24 protein-coding genes are annotated in these 23,101 nt (G+C 64.1%); 9 read left to right on the top strand and 15 right to left on the bottom strand.

Annotated elements, in window-relative coordinates; genetic code table 11:
* Window positions 1-63 precede the first annotated feature (63 nt).
* Together ACK4FJ_RS13445 and ACK4FJ_RS13440 are read right to left on the bottom strand one after the other, a co-directional pair.
* Entirely contained in the window at window positions 64-1,083 is a 1,020-nt protein-coding gene (locus ACK4FJ_RS13445) for a FecR family protein (RefSeq protein ID WP_409767207.1), read from the bottom strand.
* A gap of 88 nt (window positions 1,084-1,171) precedes the next feature.
* Window positions 1,172-1,669, bottom strand: coding sequence for an RNA polymerase sigma factor (locus tag ACK4FJ_RS13440; protein ID WP_409767206.1), 498 nt, complete (start codon window positions 1,667-1,669; stop codon window positions 1,172-1,174).
* A 195-nt stretch (window positions 1,670-1,864) separates the two neighbouring features.
* On the opposite strand from ACK4FJ_RS13440, the gene ACK4FJ_RS13435 reads away from it, so the two are divergent.
* The 4 genes from ACK4FJ_RS13435 (at window position 1,865) to ACK4FJ_RS13420 (ending at window position 4,524) form a co-directional block, all read left to right on the top strand.
* Window positions 1,865-2,287, top strand: a complete 423-nt coding sequence (locus ACK4FJ_RS13435) for an organic hydroperoxide resistance protein (protein ID WP_409767204.1) — start codon at window positions 1,865-1,867, stop codon at window positions 2,285-2,287.
* Window positions 2,288-2,365: 78 nt separating this feature from the next.
* The gene (locus ACK4FJ_RS13430) at window positions 2,366-2,827 is read left to right on the top strand and encodes a MarR family winged helix-turn-helix transcriptional regulator (protein WP_409767203.1); all 462 of its coding nucleotides are present in this window, start codon (window positions 2,366-2,368) and stop codon (window positions 2,825-2,827) included.
* Between the two features lie 140 nt (window positions 2,828-2,967).
* Window positions 2,968-3,927 carry a ribonucleotide-diphosphate reductase subunit beta gene (locus tag ACK4FJ_RS13425; protein WP_409767201.1) on the top strand — a complete coding sequence of 320 codons (960 nt, stop codon included), beginning with the start codon at window positions 2,968-2,970 and terminating at the stop codon, window positions 3,925-3,927.
* Between the two features lie 78 nt (window positions 3,928-4,005).
* A complete protein-coding gene (locus ACK4FJ_RS13420; protein WP_409767200.1) occupies window positions 4,006-4,524 on the top strand; it encodes a GNAT family N-acetyltransferase in 519 nt (172 codons plus the stop codon).
* On the opposite strand, the gene ACK4FJ_RS13415 is transcribed toward ACK4FJ_RS13420, so the two are convergent.
* The gene (locus tag ACK4FJ_RS13415; protein WP_409767199.1) at window positions 4,525-4,758 is read right to left on the bottom strand and encodes a hypothetical protein; all 234 of its coding nucleotides are present in this window, start codon (window positions 4,756-4,758) and stop codon (window positions 4,525-4,527) included. It abuts the gene before it with no gap.
* A 133-nt stretch (window positions 4,759-4,891) separates the two neighbouring features.
* Between ACK4FJ_RS13415 and ACK4FJ_RS13410 the strand changes: the two genes are divergently transcribed.
* Window positions 4,892-5,848 (top strand): M14 family metallopeptidase, encoded by a 957-nt coding sequence (locus ACK4FJ_RS13410; RefSeq protein WP_409767198.1) that lies wholly within the window; start codon window positions 4,892-4,894, stop codon window positions 5,846-5,848.
* Window positions 5,845-6,906, top strand: coding sequence for an AbrB family transcriptional regulator (locus ACK4FJ_RS13405; protein WP_409767197.1), 1,062 nt, complete (start codon window positions 5,845-5,847; stop codon window positions 6,904-6,906). The genes ACK4FJ_RS13410 and ACK4FJ_RS13405 overlap by 4 nt, the downstream gene beginning before the upstream one ends.
* A gap of 7 nt (window positions 6,907-6,913) precedes the next feature.
* Here ACK4FJ_RS13405 and ACK4FJ_RS13400 read toward each other — a convergent pair whose 3' ends face one another.
* Window positions 6,914-7,660: an LrgB family protein gene (locus ACK4FJ_RS13400; protein WP_409767196.1), complete on the bottom strand. Its 747-nt coding sequence runs from the start codon at window positions 7,658-7,660 to the stop codon at window positions 6,914-6,916.
* The gene (locus tag ACK4FJ_RS13395; RefSeq protein WP_409767195.1) at window positions 7,657-8,049 is read right to left on the bottom strand and encodes a CidA/LrgA family protein; all 393 of its coding nucleotides are present in this window, start codon (window positions 8,047-8,049) and stop codon (window positions 7,657-7,659) included. Before ACK4FJ_RS13395 ends, ACK4FJ_RS13400 begins: the two co-directional genes overlap by 4 nt.
* Before the next feature lie 876 nt (window positions 8,050-8,925).
* Between ACK4FJ_RS13395 and ACK4FJ_RS13390 the strand changes: the two genes are divergently transcribed.
* Window positions 8,926-9,210 carry a hypothetical protein gene (locus tag ACK4FJ_RS13390; RefSeq protein ID WP_409767194.1) on the top strand — a complete coding sequence of 95 codons (285 nt, stop codon included), beginning with the start codon at window positions 8,926-8,928 and terminating at the stop codon, window positions 9,208-9,210.
* 15 nt (window positions 9,211-9,225) lie between these two features.
* Here ACK4FJ_RS13390 and ACK4FJ_RS13385 read toward each other — a convergent pair whose 3' ends face one another.
* Window positions 9,226-10,008: a methyltransferase domain-containing protein gene (locus tag ACK4FJ_RS13385; protein WP_409767193.1), complete on the bottom strand. Its 783-nt coding sequence runs from the start codon at window positions 10,006-10,008 to the stop codon at window positions 9,226-9,228.
* Between the two features lie 46 nt (window positions 10,009-10,054).
* Between ACK4FJ_RS13385 and ACK4FJ_RS13380 the strand changes: the two genes are divergently transcribed.
* Entirely contained in the window at window positions 10,055-10,561 is a 507-nt protein-coding gene (locus ACK4FJ_RS13380; protein WP_409767192.1) for a thioesterase family protein, read from the top strand.
* Between the two features lie 96 nt (window positions 10,562-10,657).
* Here ACK4FJ_RS13380 and ACK4FJ_RS13375 read toward each other — a convergent pair whose 3' ends face one another.
* From ACK4FJ_RS13375 to ACK4FJ_RS13355, 5 genes are read right to left on the bottom strand one after another with little or no spacing between them, the layout of a single operon-like run.
* Window positions 10,658-10,954, bottom strand: a complete 297-nt coding sequence (locus ACK4FJ_RS13375; protein WP_409767191.1) for a cupin domain-containing protein — start codon at window positions 10,952-10,954, stop codon at window positions 10,658-10,660.
* Window positions 10,955-10,966: 12 nt separating this feature from the next.
* Window positions 10,967-11,794 carry an RNA methyltransferase gene (locus tag ACK4FJ_RS13370; RefSeq protein ID WP_409767190.1) on the bottom strand — a complete coding sequence of 276 codons (828 nt, stop codon included), beginning with the start codon at window positions 11,792-11,794 and terminating at the stop codon, window positions 10,967-10,969.
* A 4-nt stretch (window positions 11,795-11,798) separates the two neighbouring features.
* Complete coding sequence (gene cimA, locus ACK4FJ_RS13365; protein WP_409767189.1) at window positions 11,799-13,406, bottom strand: citramalate synthase; 1,608 nt, start codon at window positions 13,404-13,406, stop codon at window positions 11,799-11,801.
* Between the two features lie 18 nt (window positions 13,407-13,424).
* On the bottom strand, window positions 13,425-14,750 hold the full coding sequence (gene gltX, locus ACK4FJ_RS13360) for a glutamate--tRNA ligase (protein ID WP_409767188.1): 1,326 nt from the start codon (window positions 14,748-14,750) through the stop codon (window positions 13,425-13,427).
* Window positions 14,747-16,420 carry an NAD+ synthase gene (locus ACK4FJ_RS13355; RefSeq protein WP_409767187.1) on the bottom strand — a complete coding sequence of 558 codons (1,674 nt, stop codon included), beginning with the start codon at window positions 16,418-16,420 and terminating at the stop codon, window positions 14,747-14,749. Before ACK4FJ_RS13355 ends, gltX begins: the two co-directional genes overlap by 4 nt.
* A gap of 158 nt (window positions 16,421-16,578) precedes the next feature.
* Between ACK4FJ_RS13355 and ACK4FJ_RS13350 the strand changes: the two genes are divergently transcribed.
* Window positions 16,579-17,562 carry an NADP-dependent oxidoreductase gene (locus ACK4FJ_RS13350; protein WP_409767186.1) on the top strand — a complete coding sequence of 328 codons (984 nt, stop codon included), beginning with the start codon at window positions 16,579-16,581 and terminating at the stop codon, window positions 17,560-17,562.
* A gap of 7 nt (window positions 17,563-17,569) precedes the next feature.
* On the opposite strand, the gene ACK4FJ_RS13345 is transcribed toward ACK4FJ_RS13350, so the two are convergent.
* Genes ACK4FJ_RS13345 through ACK4FJ_RS13330 form a run of 4 tightly spaced genes read right to left on the bottom strand, consistent with a single transcriptional unit; the run spans window position 17,570 to window position 22,976 of the window.
* Complete coding sequence (locus tag ACK4FJ_RS13345) at window positions 17,570-19,363, bottom strand: TRAP transporter permease (protein WP_409767185.1); 1,794 nt, start codon at window positions 19,361-19,363, stop codon at window positions 17,570-17,572.
* A gap of 37 nt (window positions 19,364-19,400) precedes the next feature.
* Window positions 19,401-20,375, bottom strand: a complete 975-nt coding sequence (locus tag ACK4FJ_RS13340) for a TAXI family TRAP transporter solute-binding subunit (protein WP_409767184.1) — start codon at window positions 20,373-20,375, stop codon at window positions 19,401-19,403.
* A 53-nt stretch (window positions 20,376-20,428) separates the two neighbouring features.
* A complete protein-coding gene (locus ACK4FJ_RS13335) occupies window positions 20,429-21,604 on the bottom strand; it encodes a nicotinate phosphoribosyltransferase (protein ID WP_409767183.1) in 1,176 nt (391 codons plus the stop codon).
* Window positions 21,588-22,976: a class II 3-deoxy-7-phosphoheptulonate synthase gene (locus ACK4FJ_RS13330; protein WP_409767182.1), complete on the bottom strand. Its 1,389-nt coding sequence runs from the start codon at window positions 22,974-22,976 to the stop codon at window positions 21,588-21,590. Before ACK4FJ_RS13330 ends, ACK4FJ_RS13335 begins: the two co-directional genes overlap by 17 nt.
* Between the last annotated feature and the right edge of the window lie 125 nt (window positions 22,977-23,101).

Genomic DNA, 23,101 nt, shown 5'->3' with positions numbered 1-23,101 from the left:
GGGATTGGCAGGATGGTGCCGCCTGACGGCTTTCCGTTGCGGCGGCTATTTACCGCGCCTGCTTCAGCTGTGAACGACGACGATGAACGGCAGAGTGACAACCTGCAGGCCCAGTTCCTGGGCAATCACCTTCAGGGCGCCGTCCGGATCGCCGATGCGGAATACGCCCGAGACGACGCGGGCGGACAGGTCGTCGCTCGCCAGCAGGATCCGGCTGCGGCGATAGCGGTTGAGTTGAGCCACCACGTCACGCAGCGGCACCTGGTGGAAGACAAGATTGCCGCCCCGCCACGGCGCGATCTCCAGCGGATCGACATTGACCATGTCGGGCTCCGACCGCCGGTCGCGGCGGTAATGCAGGGCCTGCCCGGGCGACAGTACCGTCATGCGGTGATCGCCGTCCGACCGCGTCACCGCGACGCTGTGTTCGACCACGGCCACGCCATCGCCATCAGAGAGGCGCTCGACCAGGAATTGCGTGCCCAGCGCGCGGGCCGACAGCCGGCCGGTATCGACGATGAAGGGCCGGCCAGCCGCCACGTCCTGGGGCACCGCGCTGAAATAGGCGCTGCCGCCGAGAAGCTCGACCCGGCGTTCGGCAGTGCTGAAATGCAGTTTCACCGCGCTGGCCGGGCCAAGGTCCAGACGGCTGCCATCGGGCAGCGTGACGCGGCGGATTTCACCGGGTGCCGTGCTGTGGTCGGCGACCAGCGCAATGACCGGATTGCCGGTCCAGACGGTCGCCAGGCCGATCACTAGCAGCAGGCAGGCCGCAATCGCAAAAGCCGGCGCCAGCCAGCGTCGCATGGGCGGTACCGATGCCAGGCGCAGTTTTCCCTGCAATCCACGCTCATGCAAATCAGTGGTATGTCGCAGCAGATCACCCGGTGCCTGCTGCAGCACCGCTAGGGCGTCCCAGGTCTGGCGCATGTTTTCATAAGCCGCACGATGGTGCGGGCCGCGCCGCAGCCAGTTTTCGAATACCAGCGCATCGGCCGGCTCAAGCGGACCGGCCGCCTGCATGGCAAGCCATTCGATCGCTTCGCTCTCGATCTGGTCGGTTTTGTCGTCGTTGCTCGTCACGGGGCTGCTTGGCTGGTCGTCTGGCGTGGGGTCTAACCTATAAGACGTCTGAGCGGCGGGAAGTAGTAGGCCCTAATTTGTGTTCCGGCTAATGCCGCAACTTCTTCGTCAGAAAATCCATCGCCTGGTGCATGTGTTTCTGGACGGAGCTGATCGATACGTCCATCAGCAGTGCGGCATCGGCATAGGAATAACCCTCGATGCGGATCAGGATGAAAGCTTGGCGCGTGCGGGCCGGCAGCCGCTCGACAAGGCCGCGCAGCAGGACAAGACGCTCCTTCGCATCGGTTGCGTCTTCCGGCGACGGCCTGTTTTCGGGAATGGCGGCCATGCCGTCATGCGACACGGCCTGGGTCTGCTGTCGCCGCTTCATCCGCATGTGATCGATCGCCAGGTTGCGGGCGGTGCGATACAGATAGGCGCGCTCCTGCAGCACCGTGCTGGTTGCCGGCTGCTGGGCGAAGCGCAGGAAGGTTTCCTGCGTCAGGTCGGCGGCGGTTTCGATATCCTGCAGCTGGCGCACCAGATAGGCCTGGATCTCGGCCCGGTAGGCCAGGAACAACCGTTTCAAATCCTTCGGAGACACAACGCCGTTCGCCCTTCTGCTTGCCGGCGCAGTTTATTACGAGTGCGAATTATTCGCAATTAATATAGGCATTGCGGCTATTGCGGCCCTGGTCGTGATCTTCATCACGCCCTTTTTAATTGTCTAAAATTAAATTGTGTGCTATTAATTTTCTCACGACGCGCCACCCGGCCGTTGAACCCAGAGGAGCATCCCATGTCCATCACCCCGCTTTACAGCACCACCGCCACCGCCACTGGCGGCCGCGCCGGCAAGGTCACCTCTGCCGACGGCATCATCGACATGACCCTGGCCATGCCCAAGGAGCTGGGTGGACCCGGCAATGCCGCCAACCCGGAAACCTTCTTCGCCTCGGGCTATGCCGCCTGCTTCCAGGGCGCGCTGGGCCTGGTGGCCCGCAACCAGAAAATCGCCCTGCCCCAGGGCAATACGGTGAGCGTGACCATCGGCATCGGCAAGGACGAGACCAGTTTCGGCCTGAATGCCAAGATTGCGGTCGCCCTGCCCGGCATGGACAAGGCCCAGGCCGAGGCGCTGGTCGCCGCCGCCCACCAGGTCTGCCCGTATTCCAAGGCCACCCGGGGCAATATCGACGTGGCGCTGGAAACCACGGTCTGAACCGTGTCTGACCGACGCTGACAGCCTCGCGGCGCCGGATTGCCCACCAATCCGGCGCCGCCTATCCTTGGTCCGACCATGTCCGCCGACGAATCGATCAAGCTCGACCACCAGCTTTGTTTCGCGCTGTATGCCGCGTCGAATGCGATGACGCGGCTCTATCGCGACCGGCTGGAGCCGCTGGGCCTGACCTATCCGCAATACCTGACCATGCTGCTGCTGTGGGAACAGCAGCGGGCAGAGGCCGGGCCGCATACGGTAAAAAGCCTGGGCGAACGCCTGCATCTCGATTCCGGCACGCTCACCCCCATGCTCAAGCGCATGGAACAGGCCGGCCTGATCACCCGCAACCGCGCCGCGCAGGACGAACGCCAGGTCACCATCGTCCTGACCGAGCAGGGCCGCAAACTCGAGTCCGCCGTGGCCGCCGCCCAGCGGGAAATGGCCTGCCTGCTGCCGCTCAGCCTGCAGGACCTGGCCCGCCTGCGCACCGAGCTGCGCGGCCTGGCCGCCGGGCTGCAGGCCAGCGCCGGCAAATAATCCACAGGCCCGCCGCAAACAGGCGGATATCCACAGCCCGCACATCGCTCAGCCGCAACATATAGGGATAAACCCCTTGTCCCGACCACAAGATGTTGCAATATTCTCGGTCGCTGTTCGTTGTCGTGATGGGGGATTCGATGTCGCTTCTGGATGCCAAGCCGGTCTACAAGCCCTTCAAGTATCCGTGGGCCTATGAGGCCTGGATGACCCAGCAGCGCCTGCATTGGCTGCCCGAGGAAGTGCCGCTGGCCGACGACGTAAAGGACTGGCAGAAGAAGCTGACGCCCGGCGAAAAGAACCTGCTGACGCAGATTTTCCGCTTCTTCACCCAGGCCGACGTGGAAGTGAACAACTGCTACATGAAGAACTATTCGCGGGTGTTCAAGCCCACGGAAGTTCAGATGATGCTGTCGGCCTTCTCGAATATCGAGACCGTTCACATCGCCGCCTACAGCCACCTGCTCGACACCATCGGCATGCCGGAAGAGGAATATTCGGCCTTCCTCCGCTACAAGGAGATGAAGGACAAGTACGACTACATGCAGCAGTTCGGCGTGGATACCAAGGAAGACATCGCCAAGACGCTGGCCGTGTTCGGCGCCTTCACCGAAGGCCTGCAGCTGTTCGCCAGCTTCGCCATCCTGATGAACTTCCCGCGCTGGAACAAGATGAAGGGCATGGGCCAGATCGTCTCGTGGAGCGTGCGCGACGAGACACTGCACACCAACTCGATCATCAAGCTGTTCCATACCTTCCTGGAAGAGAACCCGGAAGTCTGGACCGAACAGTTCCAGCGCGACCTGTATGTCGCCTGCTCGACCATCGTAGAGCATGAAGACGCCTTCATCGACCTGGCGTTTGCCATCGACGGCGTGCAGGGCCTGACCGCGCAGGAAGTGAAGGACTATGTTCGCTGGACCGCCGATCGCCGCCTGCTGCAGCTCAAACTGCAGCCGATGTATCGCATCGAGAAGAACCCGCTGCCCTGGCTGGACGCGATCCTGAACGGTGTGGAGCACACCAATTTCTTCGAAAACCGCGCCACGGAATATTCCAAGGCCTCGACCCAGGGCAACTGGGAAGACGCCTTCGCGTAAGCAATACGCATCCCGATATGCGATGGCCGGGTCTGGAAGGAAATTTCAGGCCCGGCCATTTGCATTCATGATGCCCCAATGACCTACGCCATCCGCTCCGCCCGCCCCGATGAAGCCGGGCTGTTGCGCGAGATCGAACGCGCTGCCGCCCAGGCCTTCAGCGCTGTGGGCTATCCCGCCCTGGCAACCGGCGAACCAACGGCAGCCGAGGAATTCCGCGCGGCGGCAGCCGAGGGCATGCTGGCAGTGGCCGTGGGCAACAATGATCGCCCGGTCGGTTTCCTGCTCGCCGCCGAACTCGATGCCTGCCTCTATGTGCAGGAGCTGGATGTCCATCCCGACCATGCCGGGCATCGGCTGGCGGTGCGGCTGTTCGAGGCGGCGGATGCCATGGCGCGGCAGCGGCATCTGCGCGCCCTAACCCTCACCACCTTCCGCCATGTGCCGTGGAATGCACCCTATTACGCCCGGCTGGGCTTCGTGCCCATGACGGCTGCCGGAATCGGACCGGACCTGCGGATGGTGATCGAACGCCAGCGCGCCGCTGGCCTGGACATGGCCAACCGCGTGGCGATGCGGCGCCCCGTCAGCTCCTGATCAGGCGAGGATGTCGATAAAATAGCTCTGCTGCGCCAGGCTGGCACGCAGGGCGACGGCGTTGGCACCCTGCTGGCCCTGGGCGCCCTGCAGGATCGTGGCCGCCTGGGCCATCACATCCGGATCGAGGCTGCCGCTGCCCACGGCCTTAAGCGCAAGCTGCATGGCCTGTTCGGCCTGGCGCAGGCCATCGAGGGCGATGGCGGTGCCGCTGGAAAAGCTGATCGACGACATGGCGACAGGCTAGACCGGCGGTGAATTTTCCTCAACCCGGCATTCAACCCGCGTTGGCCGCTGGGCCGCGGCGCCGATATGAGGCTATAACGGTCATCCACAGACAGTTTCGATTCCCCATAAGCCCGGTCCGATGCCCGCCCTTCTCCCGCCCAATCCCCTGCTGCCGATCCCGATCTCTCATCACCGCGAAGGCAATACCGGCATTCCCTATGCCCACAGCTTCGATTCCGGCCTGCCCGGCCCGCATGCGGCGATCACCGCGCTGGTGCATGGCAACGAGGTCTGCGGCGCCCATGCGCTGGACCTGCTGCTGCGAGAAAAATTCCGCCCCGCGCGCGGCCGCCTGACCCTGATCTTCTGCAACGTCGCCGCCTATCTGCGCTTCGATCCAAACGAGCCGACTGCCTCGCGCTTCGTCGACGAGGACATGAACCGCGTCTGGGGCGCGGATGCGCTGGACGGCCCGCGCCGCTCCATCGAACTCGACCGCGCGCGCGAGATCGAACCGCTGATCGCCGAGGTCGACCTGCTGCTCGACCTGCATTCTATGCAGCAGCCCTCGCCGCCGCTGATGCTGTCGGGTCCGTTGGCCAAGGGCCGACGTTTCGCCGCCGAGGTAGGCGTACCCGCAACCGTGGTGGCCGATCAGGGCCACAAGGCCGGGCTGCGCATGCGCGACTATGGCGGCTTTGGCGATGCGGCCAGCGAGAAGAATGCCCTGTTGGTGGAATGCGGCCAGCATTGGGAACAGTCGAGCCGCGACGTGGCCGTCGAGACCATGCTGCGTTTCCTGCACCATACCGGCATGGCCGACGCTGCTTTCCTGGCGCGCCATGGCGTGCAGGGTGCGCCGGCGCCGCAGCGTTTCGTCGAGGTGACCGATGCCGTCACCATCGAAAGCGACAGCTTCCGCTTCGAGCAGGCCTATACCGGCCTGGAAACGATTCCGGCTTCCGGCACCGTGATCGCCCATGACGGCGCCAAGCCGATCCGCACGCCCTATGACGATTGTGTGCTGATCATGCCGACCAAACGACTCAAACCCGGCCAGACCGCCGTGCGTCTGGGCCGCTATATCGCGGCGTGAGCGCGGCGCGCGGCTTCGCCTCCTATCTGCCGGCGCTGCTGATCGGCGCCGTGGGCGGCGCGGTCTTCCTTTACTTACGCATGCCGCTGGCCTGGATGCTGGGCAGCATGGTGTTCGTGGGCATCGCCGTGCTGGCCGGGCTGAACCGCCGCCTGCCGCTGCGCGTGCACCCCCATCTGCGCGCCGCCATGATCGTGGTGATCGGCGTGATGCTGGGCAGCGCCTTCAAGCCAGACATGATCGAGCGCGCGCGCGAATGGCTCGGTCTTGTCGCGCTGATGCTGGTCTATGTGCCGGTGGCCACCGCACTGTGTTACGTGATCTTTCGCCGTTTCGCCGGCCTCGACCCAGTGACCAGCTATTTCTCGGCCACGCCAGGCGGCCTGCAGGAAATGACCCTGGTGGGCGAACATTACGGCGGCGACGGCCGCAGCATCATCCTGACCCATGCTTTGCGCATCTTCCTGGTGGTGATGACCGTGCCGGTCTATTTCCGCTTCATCGAGCGGCTGGACGTGCCGCCGATGGCCCAGGGCGCCCATCTCTGGCAGATGCTGCCGCTGGAAGGCGCGTTGCTGATCGCCTGCGGCGCGGCCGGCTGGTTCCTCGCCAGACTGCTGCGCATCCCCGCCGCCGTTCTGGTCGGCCCGATGCTGGTTTCGGCCATCGTGCACCTGCTCGGCTGGTCAAGCGCATCGCCGCCGCCCGAACTCGTCGCCGCCGCGCAGGTGGTGATGGGTGCCGCGCTCGGCTGCCGTTTTGTCGGCACGCCTTTGCGCGAGGTGGGACGTATCGCCGCCTGGGCCGCCTTCGCCACCTTCATCATGCTTGCACTGGCGCTTGGCCTGACCGTCGGTTTCGCCGAGCGGGTCGGCATCAACCGCGAGGCGTTGATCCTCGTGCTGTCGCCCGGCGGCATGGCCGAAATGAGCCTGGTGGCACTGGGCCTGGGCGTCGAGGTCGCCATCGTGTCGTCGATGCATGTCTTCCGTATCGCCGTGGTGGTGATCGCCGCACCGATGGCGTTCAGACTGCTGGGACTGAAGCGCGACTCCTGACCCTGCTTCAGCGCGGCAGCAGCAGCGACAGCAAAATCGGCACCAGGATCGCGGTGAGCAGCGCGTTGAGCCCCATGGCGATGCCGGCGAAAGTGCCGGCCAGCGGATGCACCTGGAAGGCGCGCGCCGTGCCGATGCCATGCGAGGCCAGCCCAACGGCGAAACCACGCGCCCGCCAGTCGCGGATCCTGAAGGCGTTCATCAGCGGCGTGACGATCATGGCGCCGAGGATGCCGGTCAGCATCACCAGAACGGCGGTGAGCGCAGCATCGCCGCCCAGCGTTTCGGAAATGCCCATCGCCACCGCCGCCGTCACCGATTTCGGCGCCAGCGATACCAGCACGTCATGCGGCACGCCGAAAGCCTGCGCCACCAGAACGGCGGAGGCCAGCGCCACCACCGAACCCACGACCAGCGCCGCCAGCATGGGCAGCATGGCGCGGAGCACGATCCTGCGATGCTCATAGAGCGGAAAGGCCAGCGCCACCGTCGCCGGCCCCAGCAGGAAATGCACGAATTGCGCACCTTCAAAATAGGTCTGGTACGGCGTGCCGGTCAGGTACAGCAGCGCGGCGATGGCAACAACCGAAAGCAGCACCGGGTTGACCAGCGGATGCCGGCCGGTGGCAGCCGACAGGCGGTCCATCAGCGCATAGGCGCCGAGCGTGACGGTGAGCCACAGGAGCGGCGTGCGCGAGAGGTAAACCCACAAGGCAAAATCAGTCTGGGCAAAATCGGATGCCGCCTGCGTCATGACGCACCCGCGTCTTCCTGCTCACCCAGCAGGCGGCTGACAGCGAGGAAGGTGAGCACGGTGGCCAGCAGGGCCAACAATGTAGAGACGACCAACGCCACAGCCAGGGCGACACCCCAGGCACCGAAGACATCCAGCCGCTGTACCACGCCCACGCCGGCCGGCACGAACAGCAGTGAAAGATGCGCTAGGATGCCGCGCCCGGTGGCCGGCAGGCGGTCGCTGGTCAGCTCGACCGACAGGCGGGTTGCGAAGCGGTCGCGCAGGGCCAGCAGGCCCAACATCAGGACCATGCCCAGTACGGGACCAGGCACCGGCACGGCCAGACCACACGCCAGCGCCTCGCCGGCAAGCTGGCAGAGCAGGATGACGGAAAAGGCGGCGATCATGGCATCCAAAACCTGTGGAATAGCCCTCCCAACATAAGATACACTTCAAATAGAATGGTCAATTTCGCAGTAGGCCTAGAGTAGGCCTAGGCTCACCAGTACGAACCCGTCAGTCCGTAATGTTGCTCCTTCAATGTTGCTCCTTCGCGCCGCCGTATTGTCCTTCGCCGCAGCCCTTCTCCTGATACCAAGCAGCGGTCGGGCATGTGGTGGGCACGGCCTGAGCCTTGAACAGGAAGCCAATCTGCTTGATCTAAACTGGTCAAGGCAGATGCAACTATCTTTATTTCAGCTTCAGATGAAGCGAAAATTATCAAGTTGCGACTTGGTCATTATTCGCGGTCCTATGTGGCAGAAGACAACGACCAGAGAACAGTTCCGGTATTGCTTTCAGATACCAAGCGTTGGCTCCTATACAGAACGGAACCATGGAGTATCGCTAAATATAAATTATATAATTCAGAATCCGATCAAACATTCGAATTGGATTGGAGAGTCGATCCTTTAAATTCATTTTCCTTTTCACCTGACGCCTGAGCCCTCGCTTTCCTGTCACGCCGCGCGCCCGAGCAAGCGATACACGTTCTTAACCTCGCCACGCTTACAAGCCGCAGTTTTTCCCATCCCAACGAAGATGGCTCCGGTTGGGGAATAACCTGGTCGAGCAATGGCAATGACCTGCTCGTCTCCTATGGTCGTATCCAAAACGGCAGGGCATGGGCCCTCACTCCCGAAACAGGCCGCTTTCGCACAATCGATAGCAGGCACGAATTCAGCAAGGATGATCCGACCCGTTCCGGTACTTGGTATTTTGAGGCCGGCACCGAAATTGGATTTAACTGTCCGCTTTGTTCGATTGCTCCGCCTATTCGACAAATGACGCTATCTGGATCTGTTGAAGTCATTACTGACGGCTACACACTGTCCGTTAGCAAGGCGCTTGAGGCTCCTCACATAATCTTTGAGCTTCCGAAGCCGCCGCCGCGAAATCCGAACGACCCGGTCCTCGCATGCACAACGGGCAATATCCGTCTCATTGATAAAATTGGCGACCAGTATATCCTGTTTTCGGCAAGCAATCTGATATGGATATATGGCGTCGTCGAGAACCGCAAAGGCCTGCTCAGCAGCAGCCCTGCTGCACATCTACTTCGGTGGTGATCTTTACTTTCCAGCCTAAAGCGGTTTCTGCGCGAGGATGAACAGGCGGCGGAAGGGAAACAGCGTGCGGCCGTCGTCTTCCTTTGGGTAGGCTGCCGCCACGCGCTGGCGGTAGTCGGCCTCGAAAGCGCTGCGTTCAGGTTCCTCCAGCCGGTCGAGGAACTGTTTCAGCCAGGTGCCCTTGGTGTATTCCGCCACCGGATTGGCGCCGGACAGTACCTGCATGTATTCGGTTTCCCAGATTTCCAGGCTGGCCGTGCGCTCGTGCAGCAGGCGCCAGTAGGCCTGCGGTTCGGCCACTGGGCGACGGCGCAGATGCGGCTCCAGCCGAGCCCGCCACGGACCAAGCTCGATGGCATCGACGATGCAGGTATGCGAGGGCGCGCCGAAATTGCGCGGCATCTGGATGGCGAGCCAGCCGCCGGGCTTCAAGCACTCCAGCAGGCCGGGGATCAGCGTATCGTGATCGGGCAGCCAATGCAGGGCGGCGTTGGAATAAAGCAGATCAACCGGGCTGTCTGGCCGCCATGTTGCGATGTCCGCCTGCACGAATGTCGCGGCGGGATAATCCTGTCGGGCCTTTTCCAGCATGGCGGCAGAGGAATCGACGCCGGTGAGGGCTGCCTGCGGCCAGCGCTGCTGGATCAGCGGCGAAAGGTTACCGGCACCGCAGCCTAGGTCGACCACGCGCAGCACATCATTTGGGGACGCCACCAGCGGGATGCGCGCCAGCAGGTCGACGGCGGGCCGCAGGCGTTCGCCGGCGAATTTCAGGTATTGCGTCGGGTCCCATGTCATGGAAGGAAAGGCTACCGGGAGAAACGGAAACGACAAGGGAAAAACGATGAATTCTTCTCAAGCCGCCTTGGATTTCACACAACCGCTGCAGCTGACCGACATGCGGGTGAAGCCCGAGCATATCGATGCCAACGGGCATATGAATGTGGGCTATTACAACGTGATCTTCGACCAGGCACTGGACGAATTCTTCAAGCCCTTCGATCTCGACTGGAGCTACGTGCAGCGCACCAACCTCTCCACCTTCGTGCTGGAGACCCATGTCTGTTACCTGCAGGAGGTGGTGGAAGGCGACGAACTGCGCTTCACCTTCCAGCTTCTGGGCCATGACGCGAAACGCATCCATTACTTCATGGAAATGCACCACGCGACAAAAGGCTATCTCGCCGCCACCTCGGAACAGGTGCTGGTGCATGTGGACCTGAACACGCGTCGCTCCTGCCCCTTCCCGCCCGAACACCAGGCCCTGTTCACGCGCATGATGGACGGGCATGGCCGGCTGCCGAAACCGGCGCAGGCGGGACGGAGTATTGGATTGGGGAAGAAGGCTTAAGCCCTCTGCACCTCATACTGTCATGCTCGGGCTTGGCCCGAGCATCCACGATTTCTTTTAAGACGTGGATCCCCGGGACAAGCCCGGGGACGGCGGCTACGAATTAGCCGCCGGCTTGATCTCGACTTCCACGAAAGCCATCGGGGCGCTGCCCGCGTTGATCACGTCATGGGCCACGCCCTTGGGCCGCGAATAGCTGCCGCCGGCCTTCATCTCGATAATGCTTTCCTTGCCGTCCTTGTCGATCAGCCTCATCGTCGCGTCGGTGAGGTAGGTCACCGCGTAGGGGTATTCGTGAACATGGAAACCCGTTGATGCCCCGGGAGCAAAATCCCACCGGGTGATGCGTACGCGTTCGTCGTCGGCTTGCTGGGTCGGTACGGCCTGGGTCACGGCTGGTCTCCTTCAGTCTGCGGGGGGCTTTTTATGACGCTGGGAATAGGGCGCACGACGGGGGCGGCCCTGCGCAATCGCCTTCAGCATGCCGCGGAAGGTATGCACTTCCTGGCTGGCCAGCGGCACGCGCTGCAGCAGGCTGCGCAGGTTGCGCAGGATGGTGTTCCGCTTGGCTTCCACATTGTGGAAGAAACCGGATTCATCCAGCTCGGACGTCAGATGCTCGAACAGGCCATGCAACTCGTCCTGCGTCGCAAAGCCGCCGCGCACGGTTTCCATGCGGCTGGGCGGCGTATCGTCATTGGCGGTGAACCATTCATACCCGAGCAGCAGAACGGCCTGGGCCAGGTTAAGCGAGGAAAAACCGGGGTTGAGCGGCACGGTGATGCCGATATGGGCCAGCGCCACATCCTCGTTGTCGAGCCCGGTGCGTTCGCGGCCGAACAGGATGCCGACGCGGTGACCCTCACCTTCCTCCGCCCGCATGCGCCGCGCGGCCTCGCGCGGCGTGACGACCTCTTTCATCATGTCGCGATGGCGCGCCGTGGTGGCATAGACACGATGCAGGTCGGCCACGGCCTCGGCGGTGGACTTGAACACACTCACCGCGTCGAGCACCGGATCGGCCTTGCTGGCCAGCACATAGGCAGCGGGGTTTGGCCAACCGTCGCGTGGATTGACCAGGCGCAGTTCGGTGATGCCGCAATTGAGCATGGCACGCGCCGCCGCGCCGATATTCTCGCCCAGTTGCGGCTCGACCAGCACAATCACCGGCCCGCGACGGAGCGGCCCCGGCGGGGCGTATTTGCCGAGTTTGGGTCGATTGGTGCCGCTCATCGGATTACTTCGAGGGCTGGGCGCCGTCGCGCAGCAGCTTCCACTGGATCGAATCCATCAGCGCCACGAAAGCAGCGTCGATGATGTTGGGCGACACGCCCACGGTGAACCAGCGATTGCCCTGCCCGTCGGCGCTCTCGATCATCACGCGCGTGGTGGCTTCGGTGCCGCCGTTGAGGATACGCACCTTGAAATCCACCAGCCGCAGGTCGTCGATATAGGCCTGGTAGCGGCCGAGGTCCTTGCGCAAGGCATGATCCAGCGCGTTGACCGGGCCGTTGCCCTCAGCCACCGAAAACAGCGTCTCGCCATCCACGTTCAGCTTCACCGTGGCTTCCGAGATCGTCACCAGTTCGCCCCTGGCGTTGAAGCGGCGTTCGACCATCACGCGGAAGCTGCGGATCTTGAAGAATTCCGGCATCTGGCCCAGCGTGCGGCGGGCCAGCACTTCGAAACTCGCCTCGGCGCCGTCGTAGGAATAGCCCTCGGCCTCACGCTGCTTCACATCCTCTAATAGCAGGTTCAGCCGGCTGTCGTTCGGATCGTATTTGATGCCGGCCTCGGTCAGCCGGACCAGCAGGTTGGAGCGGCCGGCCTGATCCGAGATCAGGATCTTGCGGGTATTGCCCACGCTTTCCGGCGGCACATGCTCGTAGGTGCGCGGGTCCTTCATTACCGCCGAGACATGCAGCCCGCCCTTATGGGCAAAGGCCGAGGCGCCGACATAGGCAGCATGGCGGTTGGGCGCGCGGTTGAGCAGTTCGTCCAGCGTGCGCGAGGTGGCGGTCAGGTGTGTCAGGTCCTGCTCGCTCATGCCGATATCGACATGGTCGCGGAACCAGGGCTTGAGCATCAGCGAGGGGATCAGCGCGATCAGGTTGGCATTGCCGCAGCGCTCGCCCAGGCCGTTCAGCGTACCCTGCACCTGGCGCACGCCGGCCTTCACCGCCATCAGCGAGTTGGCCACGGCATTTTCGGTGTCGTTATGGGTATGGATGCCAAGCCGGTCGCCCGAGCCGAGCTTTGCGACCAGTTCGCCGACGATGCGCTCCACCTCGTCGGGCATGGTGCCGCCATTGGTGTCGCACAGCACGGCCCAGCGCGCGCCGGCATCCAGCGCCGCCTTCACGCATTGCGTGGCGAAATCCGGATTGGCCTTGTAGCCGTCGAAGAAATGCTCGGCGTCGAACATCGCCTCGCCGAAACGCTTATGCGCGGCGACGATGCTGTCGGCGATCAGCTCGATATTCTCCGCTTTGGTGATGCCAAGTGCCACATCGACCTGGAAGTCCCAGCTCTTGCCGACCAGGCAGGCGGCATCGGCCTTGGCATCCAGAATGGCGGCAAGGCCCGGATCGTTGGCGGCCGAACGGCCCGGCCGCTTGGTCATACCGAAAGCGACGAATTTGGCGCGCTTCAGGGCCGGCTTCTCGGAGAAGAATTCGCTGTCGGTGGGATTGGCGCCGGGCCAGCCGCCTTCGATATAGGCCACGCCGAGCTTGTCGAGCGCGCGCGCGATCAGGCGCTTGTCCTCGACCGAAAAGTCGACGCCCTGGGTCTGCGCGCCGTCGCGCAGGGTGGTATCGAACAGATATACGCGGTCCTTCGCCATGATGCTCACGCCTAACGCCTAGTGTCCCTGCAGGCGGGTCAGCACCCGCTCCCGCCCGATCAGGGGCAGCAGGGGCGCCATTTCGGGCCCCTTGTCGCGCCCGGTCAAGGCCAAACGCAGGGGATGGAACAAAGCCTTGCCCTTCGCGCCGGTCTTCGCCGATACCGCCTGGCTCCAGGCCTTCCAGGTCATGCTGTCCCAGGGCTCGGGCGGCAGGGTTTCGATGGCGGCCTGTACCAGCACGGCATCCTCGATGACGGGGCTGATCGAACCGGCCACCACCGGCCACCATTCGGCGGCCTCGGCCAGCCTGCCAATATTGCCGCGGATGGCGAGCCAGAAGGCTTCTGTTGCACCTGCCGGCAGACGGTCGCACACGGCCGCGAACGGCGTGACATGCAGGATGCGAGCATTGAGCAGGTCCAGTTCATGCGGATCGAGCCGGGCCGGCGCGTGGCTGAACCGGCCGAGGTCGAATCCCGCCACCAGTTCGGCCGGCGTGAAATGCGGCTCGACCGGATCGGCGGAGCCCAGCCGCGCCAGCAGGGAATTCAGCGCCATCGGCTCGTAACCCTGCTCGCGCAGATCGGCCAGCGACAACGAACCGATGCGTTTCGACAGGCCGGCGCCCTCGGCATCGAGCAGCCAGGAGAAATGCCCGAAGGTCGGCACGGCACAGCCCAGCGCCTGGAACAGCTGGATCTGTGCCGCCGTGTTGGTGACGTGGTCCTCGCCGCGGATCACATGGCTGATGCCAAATTCGCCATCGTCGACCACGGAGGAGAGCGTGTAGAGCGGATAGCCGTCGGAGCGCACCAGAACCGGATCGCTCAAACTCGCCATGTCGATCTCGGTATGGCCATGAATCAGGTCGTCCCAGGCAACATTGCCGGGCTCCAGCCTGAAGCGCCAATGCGGCTTGCGGCCCTCGGCCTCCAGTTTCGCGCGGTCGGCATCGGTCAGCTTCAGCGCGGCACGGTCATAGACTGGTGGTTTTCTCTGGCTGAGCTGGATCTTGCGGCGCAGTTCCAGTTCTTCGGGCGTCTCGTAGCAGGGATAGAGCCGACCGGCAGCTTTGAGTTTCTCGGTAGCGGTGCGATACAGATCAAAACGGTCGGACTGCCTGGCGAACCTGTCCCAGTCCAGGCCGAGCCAGCGCAGATCGGCCTCGATGCCGGCGGCGAATTCCGCCGTGGAGCGGCCGGTATCAGTATCGTCCAGACGCAAAAGAAACGTGCCACCATGCTTGCGGGCATAGAGCCAGTTCAGCAGGGCGGCGCGCGCGTTGCCGACATGCAGCCGACCGGTGGGGCTCGGCGCGAAACGAACGGCGACGCTGCTCATGCCTTCACATCCCGGAAAGCGTTGGTGATCGGATAGCGGCGGTCGCGGCCGAAATTGCGTGCGGTGATCTTCACGCCTGGCGGCGCCTGGCGGCGCTTGTATTCTGCCACATAGAGCATGTGCTGGATGCGGCGCACTACATCCTCTGGCTGGCCGGTCGCCACGATGTCGCGCACCGGCATTTCCTTCTCGATCAGCATTTCCAAGATGGCATCGAGCTGCTCGTAAGGCGGCAGGCTGTCCTGATCCAGCTGGTTCTCGCGCAGCTCGGCCGTGGGCGGGCGCACGATGATGCTGTCCGGGATCACCTCGCCGGCAGGCCCGAGGCCGCCGGCCGGCACATGAGCGTTACGCCAGCGCGACAGTGCAAAGACCGTCGTCTTGTAGACGTCCTTCAGCACGGAATAGCCGCCACACATGTCGCCATAGAGCGTGGCGTAGCCGACCGACATTTCCGACTTGTTGCCGGTGGTAAGCACCATATGGCCGAACTTATTGCTGAGCGCCATCACGGTGACGCCGCGCACACGAGCCTGGATATTCTCTTCCGTCGCGTCGGGCGCGCGGCCGGCAAAGGCCGGCGCCAGCATGCCGGCAAAAGCCTGCACGGCGGGTTCGATCGGGATCGTCTCATAACTCACGCCCAGCGCATCGGCACACGCGGCGGCATCGTCCAGGCTCTGCTGCGAGGTATAGCGCGAGGGCATCATGACGCAACGGACCTTGTCGGCACCCAGCGCATCCACCGCCACGGCGGCCGACAGCGCGGAATCGATGCCGCCCGAAAGGCCCAGCACTACACCGGGGAAACGGTTGCGCGTGACGTAATCGCGCAGGCCGACCACCATGGCCTGGTAAATGGCCGTGAGGCGGTCGAGCGGCTCCACGACCGGGCCGGGCTCGCAGCGCCAGCCGTCGTTGCCACGCCGCCATTCGGTGATCTGCAGATGCTCGACGAAATCGGGCTGGCGCACCACCATGCGGCGGTCGGCATTCAGCACGAAGCCGCCACCGTCGAACACCAGCTCGTCCTGCCCGCCGATATAGTTCACATACAACAGCGGCAGTCCTGTCTCGACCACGCGGGCGACGCCAAGATTAAGGCGGACATCCCATTTGCCGGCCTCGAACGGCGAGCCGTTCGGCACAACGAGCATCTCTGCTCCCGTCTCGGCCAGGCATTCGGCCACGTCGGGCAGCCACATATCCTCGCAGACCATCACGCCCAGCCGCACGCCGCGGAACGCCACCGGGCCGGGCAGCGGACCCGCACTGAATACGCGCTTCTCATCGAACACGCCGTAATTGGGCAGCTCGTGCTTGAAGCGTGTGGCGGCGATGGCACCGCCATCCAATAACAGCGCGGCGTTGTAGAGTTTGCCGTCGTCGCGCCAGGGCGCGCCGACCAGCAGGGCCGGACCACCATCGGCGGTGAGTGCCGCCAGCCCGTGCACAGCCGCCTCGCAGGCTTCCTGCACCGAGGGGCGCAGCACGAGGTCTTCCGGCGGATAGCCCACCACGCAGAGTTCGGGGAATACCACCAGATCGGCGCCGGCCGCGGCCGCGCGGACGCGGGCAGCCTCGATCAGCCGGCGGTTGCCGGCGATATCGCCCATCACGGGGCTGATCTGGGCCATGGCGATCTTGAGGCGGTCGGGGGCGGCGGACATCTTCGGACGGGTCTGATCTGGGTTCGGGGCGCAAGAGTTAACCCTACGGCAGGTTTCTCTCAATGCCATTCGCAGTTTACATTGCCCAACGGCACGTTAGATAGCCCCGCAGCGGGCAAAGGGAGGGCCAAATGGCCGGGAAAAATACTCAAGTCCTGATGAAACAGCACCCCAAGGGCTGGGTGACCGAAGAGGATTTCGAGATCGTCGAGCGCGACATCCCGAAGCCCGGCCCGGACCAGGTGCTGGTGCGCAATATCTACCTCTCACTCGATCCCTACATGCGCGGCCGCATGGACCCCGTGCGCTCCTATGCCGCCCACCTCAAGCCCGGCGACATGATGGGCGGCGGCACCGTGGGCCAGGTGGTGGAAAGCAACGTTTCTGCCCTGCCGGTCGGCACCTATGTGAACGGCATGCTGGGCTGGCAGGCATATGCCGTGGCCAAGGCCAACGAACTGCGCATGCTGGACCCCAAGGTGGCGCCGATCTCCACCTCGCTGGGCGTGCTGGGCATGCCGGGCGTCACCGGCCATTACGGCCTGATGGAAATCGGCCAACCCAAGGCAGGCGAAACCGTCGTGGTCTCGGCCGCCTCGGGCGCGGTGGGTTCGGTGGTGGGCCAGATCGCCAAGATCAAGGGCTGCCGCGTGGTGGGCATCGCCGGCGGCCAGGAGAAATGCGACTACGTGGTGAAGGGACTGGGCTTCGACGCCTGCATCGACTACAAGGCGCCCGACATGCAGAGCGCCTTCAAGGCCGCCACGCCCGACCGCGTCGACGTTTATTTCGAGAATGTCGGCGGCGAGATCATGGAGATGGTGTTCGGTCGGCTGAACAGCTTCGCCCGCGTGCCGCTCTGCGGCATCATCAGCCAGTATAACGGCCAGCCCTATCCCTTCACCGGCATGCGCCACATCCTGGTCAACCGCGCCAAGGTGCAGGGCTTCATCATCTCCGAGCATATGGGCTACTGGCCCGGCGCCATCATGGAGATGGCCGGCTGGATCAAGGCCGGCAAACTGAAATACCGCGAGGATATCGCCGAGGGCCTGCACAGCGCGCCGCAGGCCTTCATCGGCCTGCTGAAGGGCAGGAATTTCGGCAAGCAGCTGGTGCGGATCGCGCCTGAGACCGTCTGAGCGAAAACTAGACGCCGTAAGCGAAGACTAGCACGGCGCCGGCGAGTCCGGCGCCGATGCCGACCAGCCAGTGTTTCGCACCGCCGATCAGGGCATAGGACAGCAGCGTGAGCCCGGCACCGATCTTGGCGGCGGCCAGCAGCGCCAGCCACGGCGTTTCCGCCAGATGCATCAGAGCGGGATTGGCGACGAAACCGAGCGGGATGATGAACAGCCCCAGCCCGATGCGCATGGCCATGCCGGCCACCGGCATCCAGGGCGTGCCGGCAATGGACGCGGCGACGAATACCGTGCCGCAGACCGGCGGCGTGATCGTGCAGAGCAGCGCATACCAGAACACGAACATATGGGCATGCAGTTCGGGCAGGCCCAGCTTGACCAGCGCCGGGCCGGCGACCGCCACGCAGATTAGGTAGGCGGCCGTGGTGGGCAGCTCCATGCCCAGGATGATGCAGGCCAGCGCGGTGAGCGCCAGCGCGGCCCATAACTTGCCACCGGAGAGATCGAGAATCAGGCCGGTGATCTTCACGCCCAGGCCGGTGGCATGGAAAACGCCTACGATCAGGCCGGAGCAGATGATGATGGCCGCGATCAGGGCGATCTGCCGTGCCGCGTCGACCAGCCCGATCATGAAGCGGCTGGCAAACAGGCTGGCCGATACCTGCCGGCGCGAACCATCCCACAGCAGCATCACGACCGTGACGGCGGTGGCCATCATCGCCGAATAGGCCGGCGAATAAGCCAGCACCAGCAGCATCACGATCAGCACCACCAGCGGGGCGGCAAAAAACGGCGCGGTCGCCGAGGCCTGGCGCCAGCCGGGCAGCTGGTCGGCCGGCAGGGCCTTCAGCCCGAAACGCAGGGCAAAATAATGCACGCCGATCCAAGCGACGAAAAAGAACAACACCGCAGGCAGGATCGAGGCGACGGCGATATCGGCATAGGGCTTGCGGATCAGCTCGGCCATGATGAAGGCGGCCGAGCCCATCACCGGCGGCATGATCTGGCCACCGGTGGAGGCCACGGCCTCGACGGCAGCCGATAACGGCCGCGGATAGCCCATGCGGATCATGCCGGGAATGGTAATGGCGCCGACCGAGGCCACGTTGGCCGAGGCCGAGCCGGAAATCGTGCCATAGAGCGCCGAGGCCAGCACCGAGACCTTGGCAGCGCCGGCGCGATAGCCGCCGGCCAGCTGGGTCGCCAGCGCCATGAAGCCCCTGCCCGCCTCGCCGGCCGACACGGCGGCACCCAGGATCATGAAGGGCACGATCAGGTCGATGGATATGCCGGTGAGCTGGCCCCAGAGGCCGCCTTCGGCCAGCACGAGGCTGCCGAGGAAATAATCGATCGGCAGGCCGGGATGGCCCAGGCTGCCGGGCAGATGTTCACCGTAGAAACCGTAGAGCAAGCAGAGCACGGCCACGGCGGGCAGCACCGGCTGCACGGCGCGGCGCGCCGCCTCCAGCGCCACGGCGATCAGGCCGAAGGCCAGCACGACCTGCCACAGGCTGCCATCCAGCGAACCATACTGGTCCAGGATCGCCTTGCGGCCGAGGGTCAGATAGGCCACGCCGAACAGGCCGAAACCGCAGGCGGCATAGCCGATCCAGCGTTCGACCCGGTTACGGTATGGAACGAAGAGGAAAATCCAGGGCAGCGCGGCCGCAAAATGCAGCGGCCGGCTGACCAGGTTGGGCACCAGTCCGGTGAAGATCAGCCAGATATGGATGCCGACGGTGATCGCGGTGCAGACAATGAGAATCCAACCCGGCCGCGCGCCGGCATCCTGTACCTGCATGACTAACCCTGACTATGCCCCGGCAATGGCCGGCGCGTTACTGCATCGTGGCCGGCACGGTGACGCCGGCTTCCTTGTAATACTTCAGCGCACCCGGATGCAGCTTGGTATTGCCCAGCGCGCCAATCAAGTCGGGCTTCACCGCCGCCCACCACGGATTGGTCTTGGCCATCTCGTCCTTCTTGGCCCAGAAGGCCTTCACGATGGCATAGGCGGTGGCATCGTCCATGCGCGTGGTGGCATAGGCGCCGACCGGCACGCCCACCGTGGGAACATCCACATCGACCCCCTTGTAGGTGCCCTTGGCGATGGTGATCGGGCTGGAGGACGGATCGTTCTTGGCCAGCGTCTCAGCCTGCTGGGCGCTGATCGGCAGGATGCGGATCGCGGTGGTGGTGGCCAGCTCCTGCAACTGCGGCGTGGGATGCGACGAGCAGGTGGCATAACCGGTGATCTTGCGGTTCTTCAGCGCGTTGTCGGCCGAGGCCAATTCGACATCGACGAAGTTCACCTTGTCCTCAAGGCCAAGCAGCTTGAAGATCGTGCGGGTGCGGCCATCGCAGAAGGTGCCGCGACCGCCGGAGATGAAATCCTTGCCGGCCAGATCGGCGATCTGCTTCACGCCGCTATCCTCGCGCACCACAAAATGCACCGTCACATAGGGCATCACGAACAGGGTGCGGATATCGTCGTAGCCGGTCTCGCCCTCGAAGGGCTTCTTGCCCTCGCGGGCACTGGCGATCAGGCTGGGCGGCGTGGTGAAGACGAAATTGCCCGGCCGCTTGGCGGCTTCCTTCACGTTCTGCACCGAACCCTGGCTTTCCTCGACGGTAGCCTGAATCTGGCCCTTGGTCTCGCCGCGCAGCACTTCGCCCAACTGCACCATCATCACGTAATAGGACGACGACGCGGTGGCGGATTTCAGCGTGACGCGGGTCTGCGCGATGGCAGGCGCGGCCGCAACGGCGGCAAGGGCAGTGGCAATAGCAAGGCGTGCGACCAGACGGCGCATGATGATTCCTCCCCAGGAATTCGGATGTAGACGAACAGTGTTGCCGACGCGGCCTATTTGCGCAACAGGAATTCGCGACCGACCTTCACGCTCGGCACGCCGTCATAGGCGACGATATCGGCGGTGGCATAGGTTTCAGTCCAGCTGTCGGGCAGATAGGAACCGGTGCCGACGATATCGATGGGCGCCGAGACGCTGGCCATCACCTTGCACTTGGCGGCGTTGAAACCCGAGGACGCCACGATCTTCACATTCGGGAAGCCGGCGCTGTCGAGCGTGGCGCGCATGTGATAGATCGCCGCCGCCGATACACCGGTGCCGACCAGCCAGCGCAATTCCTGCTCGGTGCGGTATTGCCGGATCGCGTTGGGCACATGGCGTTCCAGCACGGCATAGGATGCCTGCGGGTCCAGCCCCTCGATATAGCGGCCGCCATGAGTGTCGAGCCGCACCGCCAGCCGGCCTTCCTCGGCGGCGTCGGGGAAGCGGTTGCACACGGCCAAGGCATCGGTCACTTCCTGGCCGTAGTAATCGACCAACACGGTGAGCTGTTCGCCGGTGAAGGTCTCGGCATACAGCTCGGCGGCGCGCAGAGTCGAGCCGGCATAGCCGATCAGGGCATGCGGCATGGTGCCGAAACCCTTGTCGTTGCCGAAATAATGCGCTGTGGCATCGGTAGCGTTGCCGATGAAGCCGGCGGCGCCGACATCACGCCGCGCCGCCTTGCCGCCCACACTGGCGGCATAGGCCATCATCTCGGCCATCTCGGCGCCGGCGCAATGGCGGGCATCCATCGCCAGGAAGCGCGCATTCGGCATGTCGCAGCACATAGAATAGGCGTTGTAGGCGGCGACGCAGGCCGGCCCGAGCTTCTGCAGGTACAGCGTTTCGAGGTCGACGAGCTGCGACATCGGACCGGTGATGTAGAGCAGCGGCTCGCCGGCACCGACCCAGGTGCCCTCTTCATGCAGCAGATCGATCCGGATGCTGACGCCGCGCGCGGCAGCCACCTTCTCGATCCATTCCACCATCAGGCGCGGGCAGAGGATCACCGGGCGACGCATGAAGACGGCATAGGTGACCGTCTTGTCGCCGTGGCGCTGGACGATTTCCTTGGTCTTCTTGAAATAGGTATCGGTATGCGTCGCGATCTGGCGCTCCAGCTCGGCCGCCTGGGCGGGCGGCACGAGTGGAGTTACAGACTTGCCGTTCTCAGGCTTGGGCTGCATGGCGCTGGCTGCCGCGGTTCATGCGCTCGAGCTTGAGCATCTCAGCGATCAGGAAAGCCAGCTCCAGCGACTGCGAGGCGTTCAGCCGCGGGTCGCAATGGGTGTGATACCGGCTGGACAGGTCGTCGTCGCCGATAGCCTGGGCTCCGCCCATGCATTCGGTGACGTCCTGGCCGGTCAGTTCCAGGTGGATGCCGCCGGCATGGGTGCCTTCGGCCAGATGTACCTCGAAGAATTGCCGCACTTCCGACAGGATGCGGTCGAACGGCCGGGTCTTGAAACCCGAGGCCGAGGTGAGCGTGTTGCCATGCATCGGGTCGCAGGACCACACCACGCTGCGGCCTTCCTGCGCCACCTTGCGCACCAGCGCCGGCAGATGCTTCTGCACCTTGTCGTGGCCCATGCGGGCGATCAGCGTCAGGCGACCGGGCTTGTTCTGCGGGTTGAGGATGTCGATCAGGCGGATCAGTTCGTCCGGATCGGTGGTCGGGCCACATTTCAGGCCCAGCGGATTCAGCACGCCGCGCAGAAATTCGACATGGGCGCCATCGGGCTGGCGCGTGCGGTCGCCGATCCACAGCATATGCGCCGAGGTATCGACCCACTCGCCCGAGGTGGAATCCACGCGGGTCATCGCCTGCTCATAACCGAGCAGCAGGGCCTCGTGGCTGGTGTAGAAATCCACCGTGCGCATTTCCGGCGTGCGTTCCGGGCTGATGCCGCAGGCTTCCATGAAGTCCAGCGCCTCGGTGATGCGGGCTGCCACATCCTGCCAGCGTTCGGCCTCCGGGCTTTTCGCCACGAAGCCGAGATTCCAGCCATGCACGCGATGCAGGTCGGCATAACCGCCCGAGGCGAAGGCGCGCAGCAGGTTCAGCGTCGCCGCCGCCTGGCTGTAGGCCTGCAGCAGGCGGCCCGGATCGGGCTGACGGCCGGCGGCATCGAAATCCATGCCGTTGATGATGTCGCCGCGATAGCTCGGCAGCTCGACATCGCCACGCTTTTCGGTCGGCGCCGAACGCGGCTTGGCAAACTGGCCGGCCAGACGCCCGACCTTCACCACCGGCAGGGCCGCGCCGAAAGTGAGGACAACGGCCATCTGCAGCAGCACGCGGAAGGTGTCGCGGATGTTGTTGGCGCTGAATTCGGCAAAGCTCTCGGCGCAGTCGCCACCCTGCAGTAGGAAGGCGCGGCCCTCGGCCACCTTGCCGAGCGATGCCGTCAGGTTGCGGGCCTCGCCGGCGAAGACCAGCGGCGGGTATTTCGACAGCTTCTCCTCGGCCGCCGCCAGGGCAGCCTCGTCGGGATAATCCGGCACCTGCTTGATCGGTTTGCCGCGCCAGCTATCGGGGGACCATTTCCGCGCACTCATCGCCTTCGTCCTAACTGCTTGTAGACTTACAGGTTTTCAGGAATTGCAAATAATAGGTCCTGAACGGGCGGTTTTCCAGCGGCACCTGAGACCGAGCCCCACCTGAGCAGATTTTGGCAGCCTTC

Source organism: Ferrovibrio sp., assembly GCF_046297595.1.
Taxonomy (GTDB): Bacteria; Pseudomonadota; Alphaproteobacteria; order Ferrovibrionales; family Ferrovibrionaceae; genus Ferrovibrio.
The sequence above is the reverse complement of the archived record's forward strand: the minus strand, read 5'-3'. Positions and strand labels throughout refer to the sequence as shown.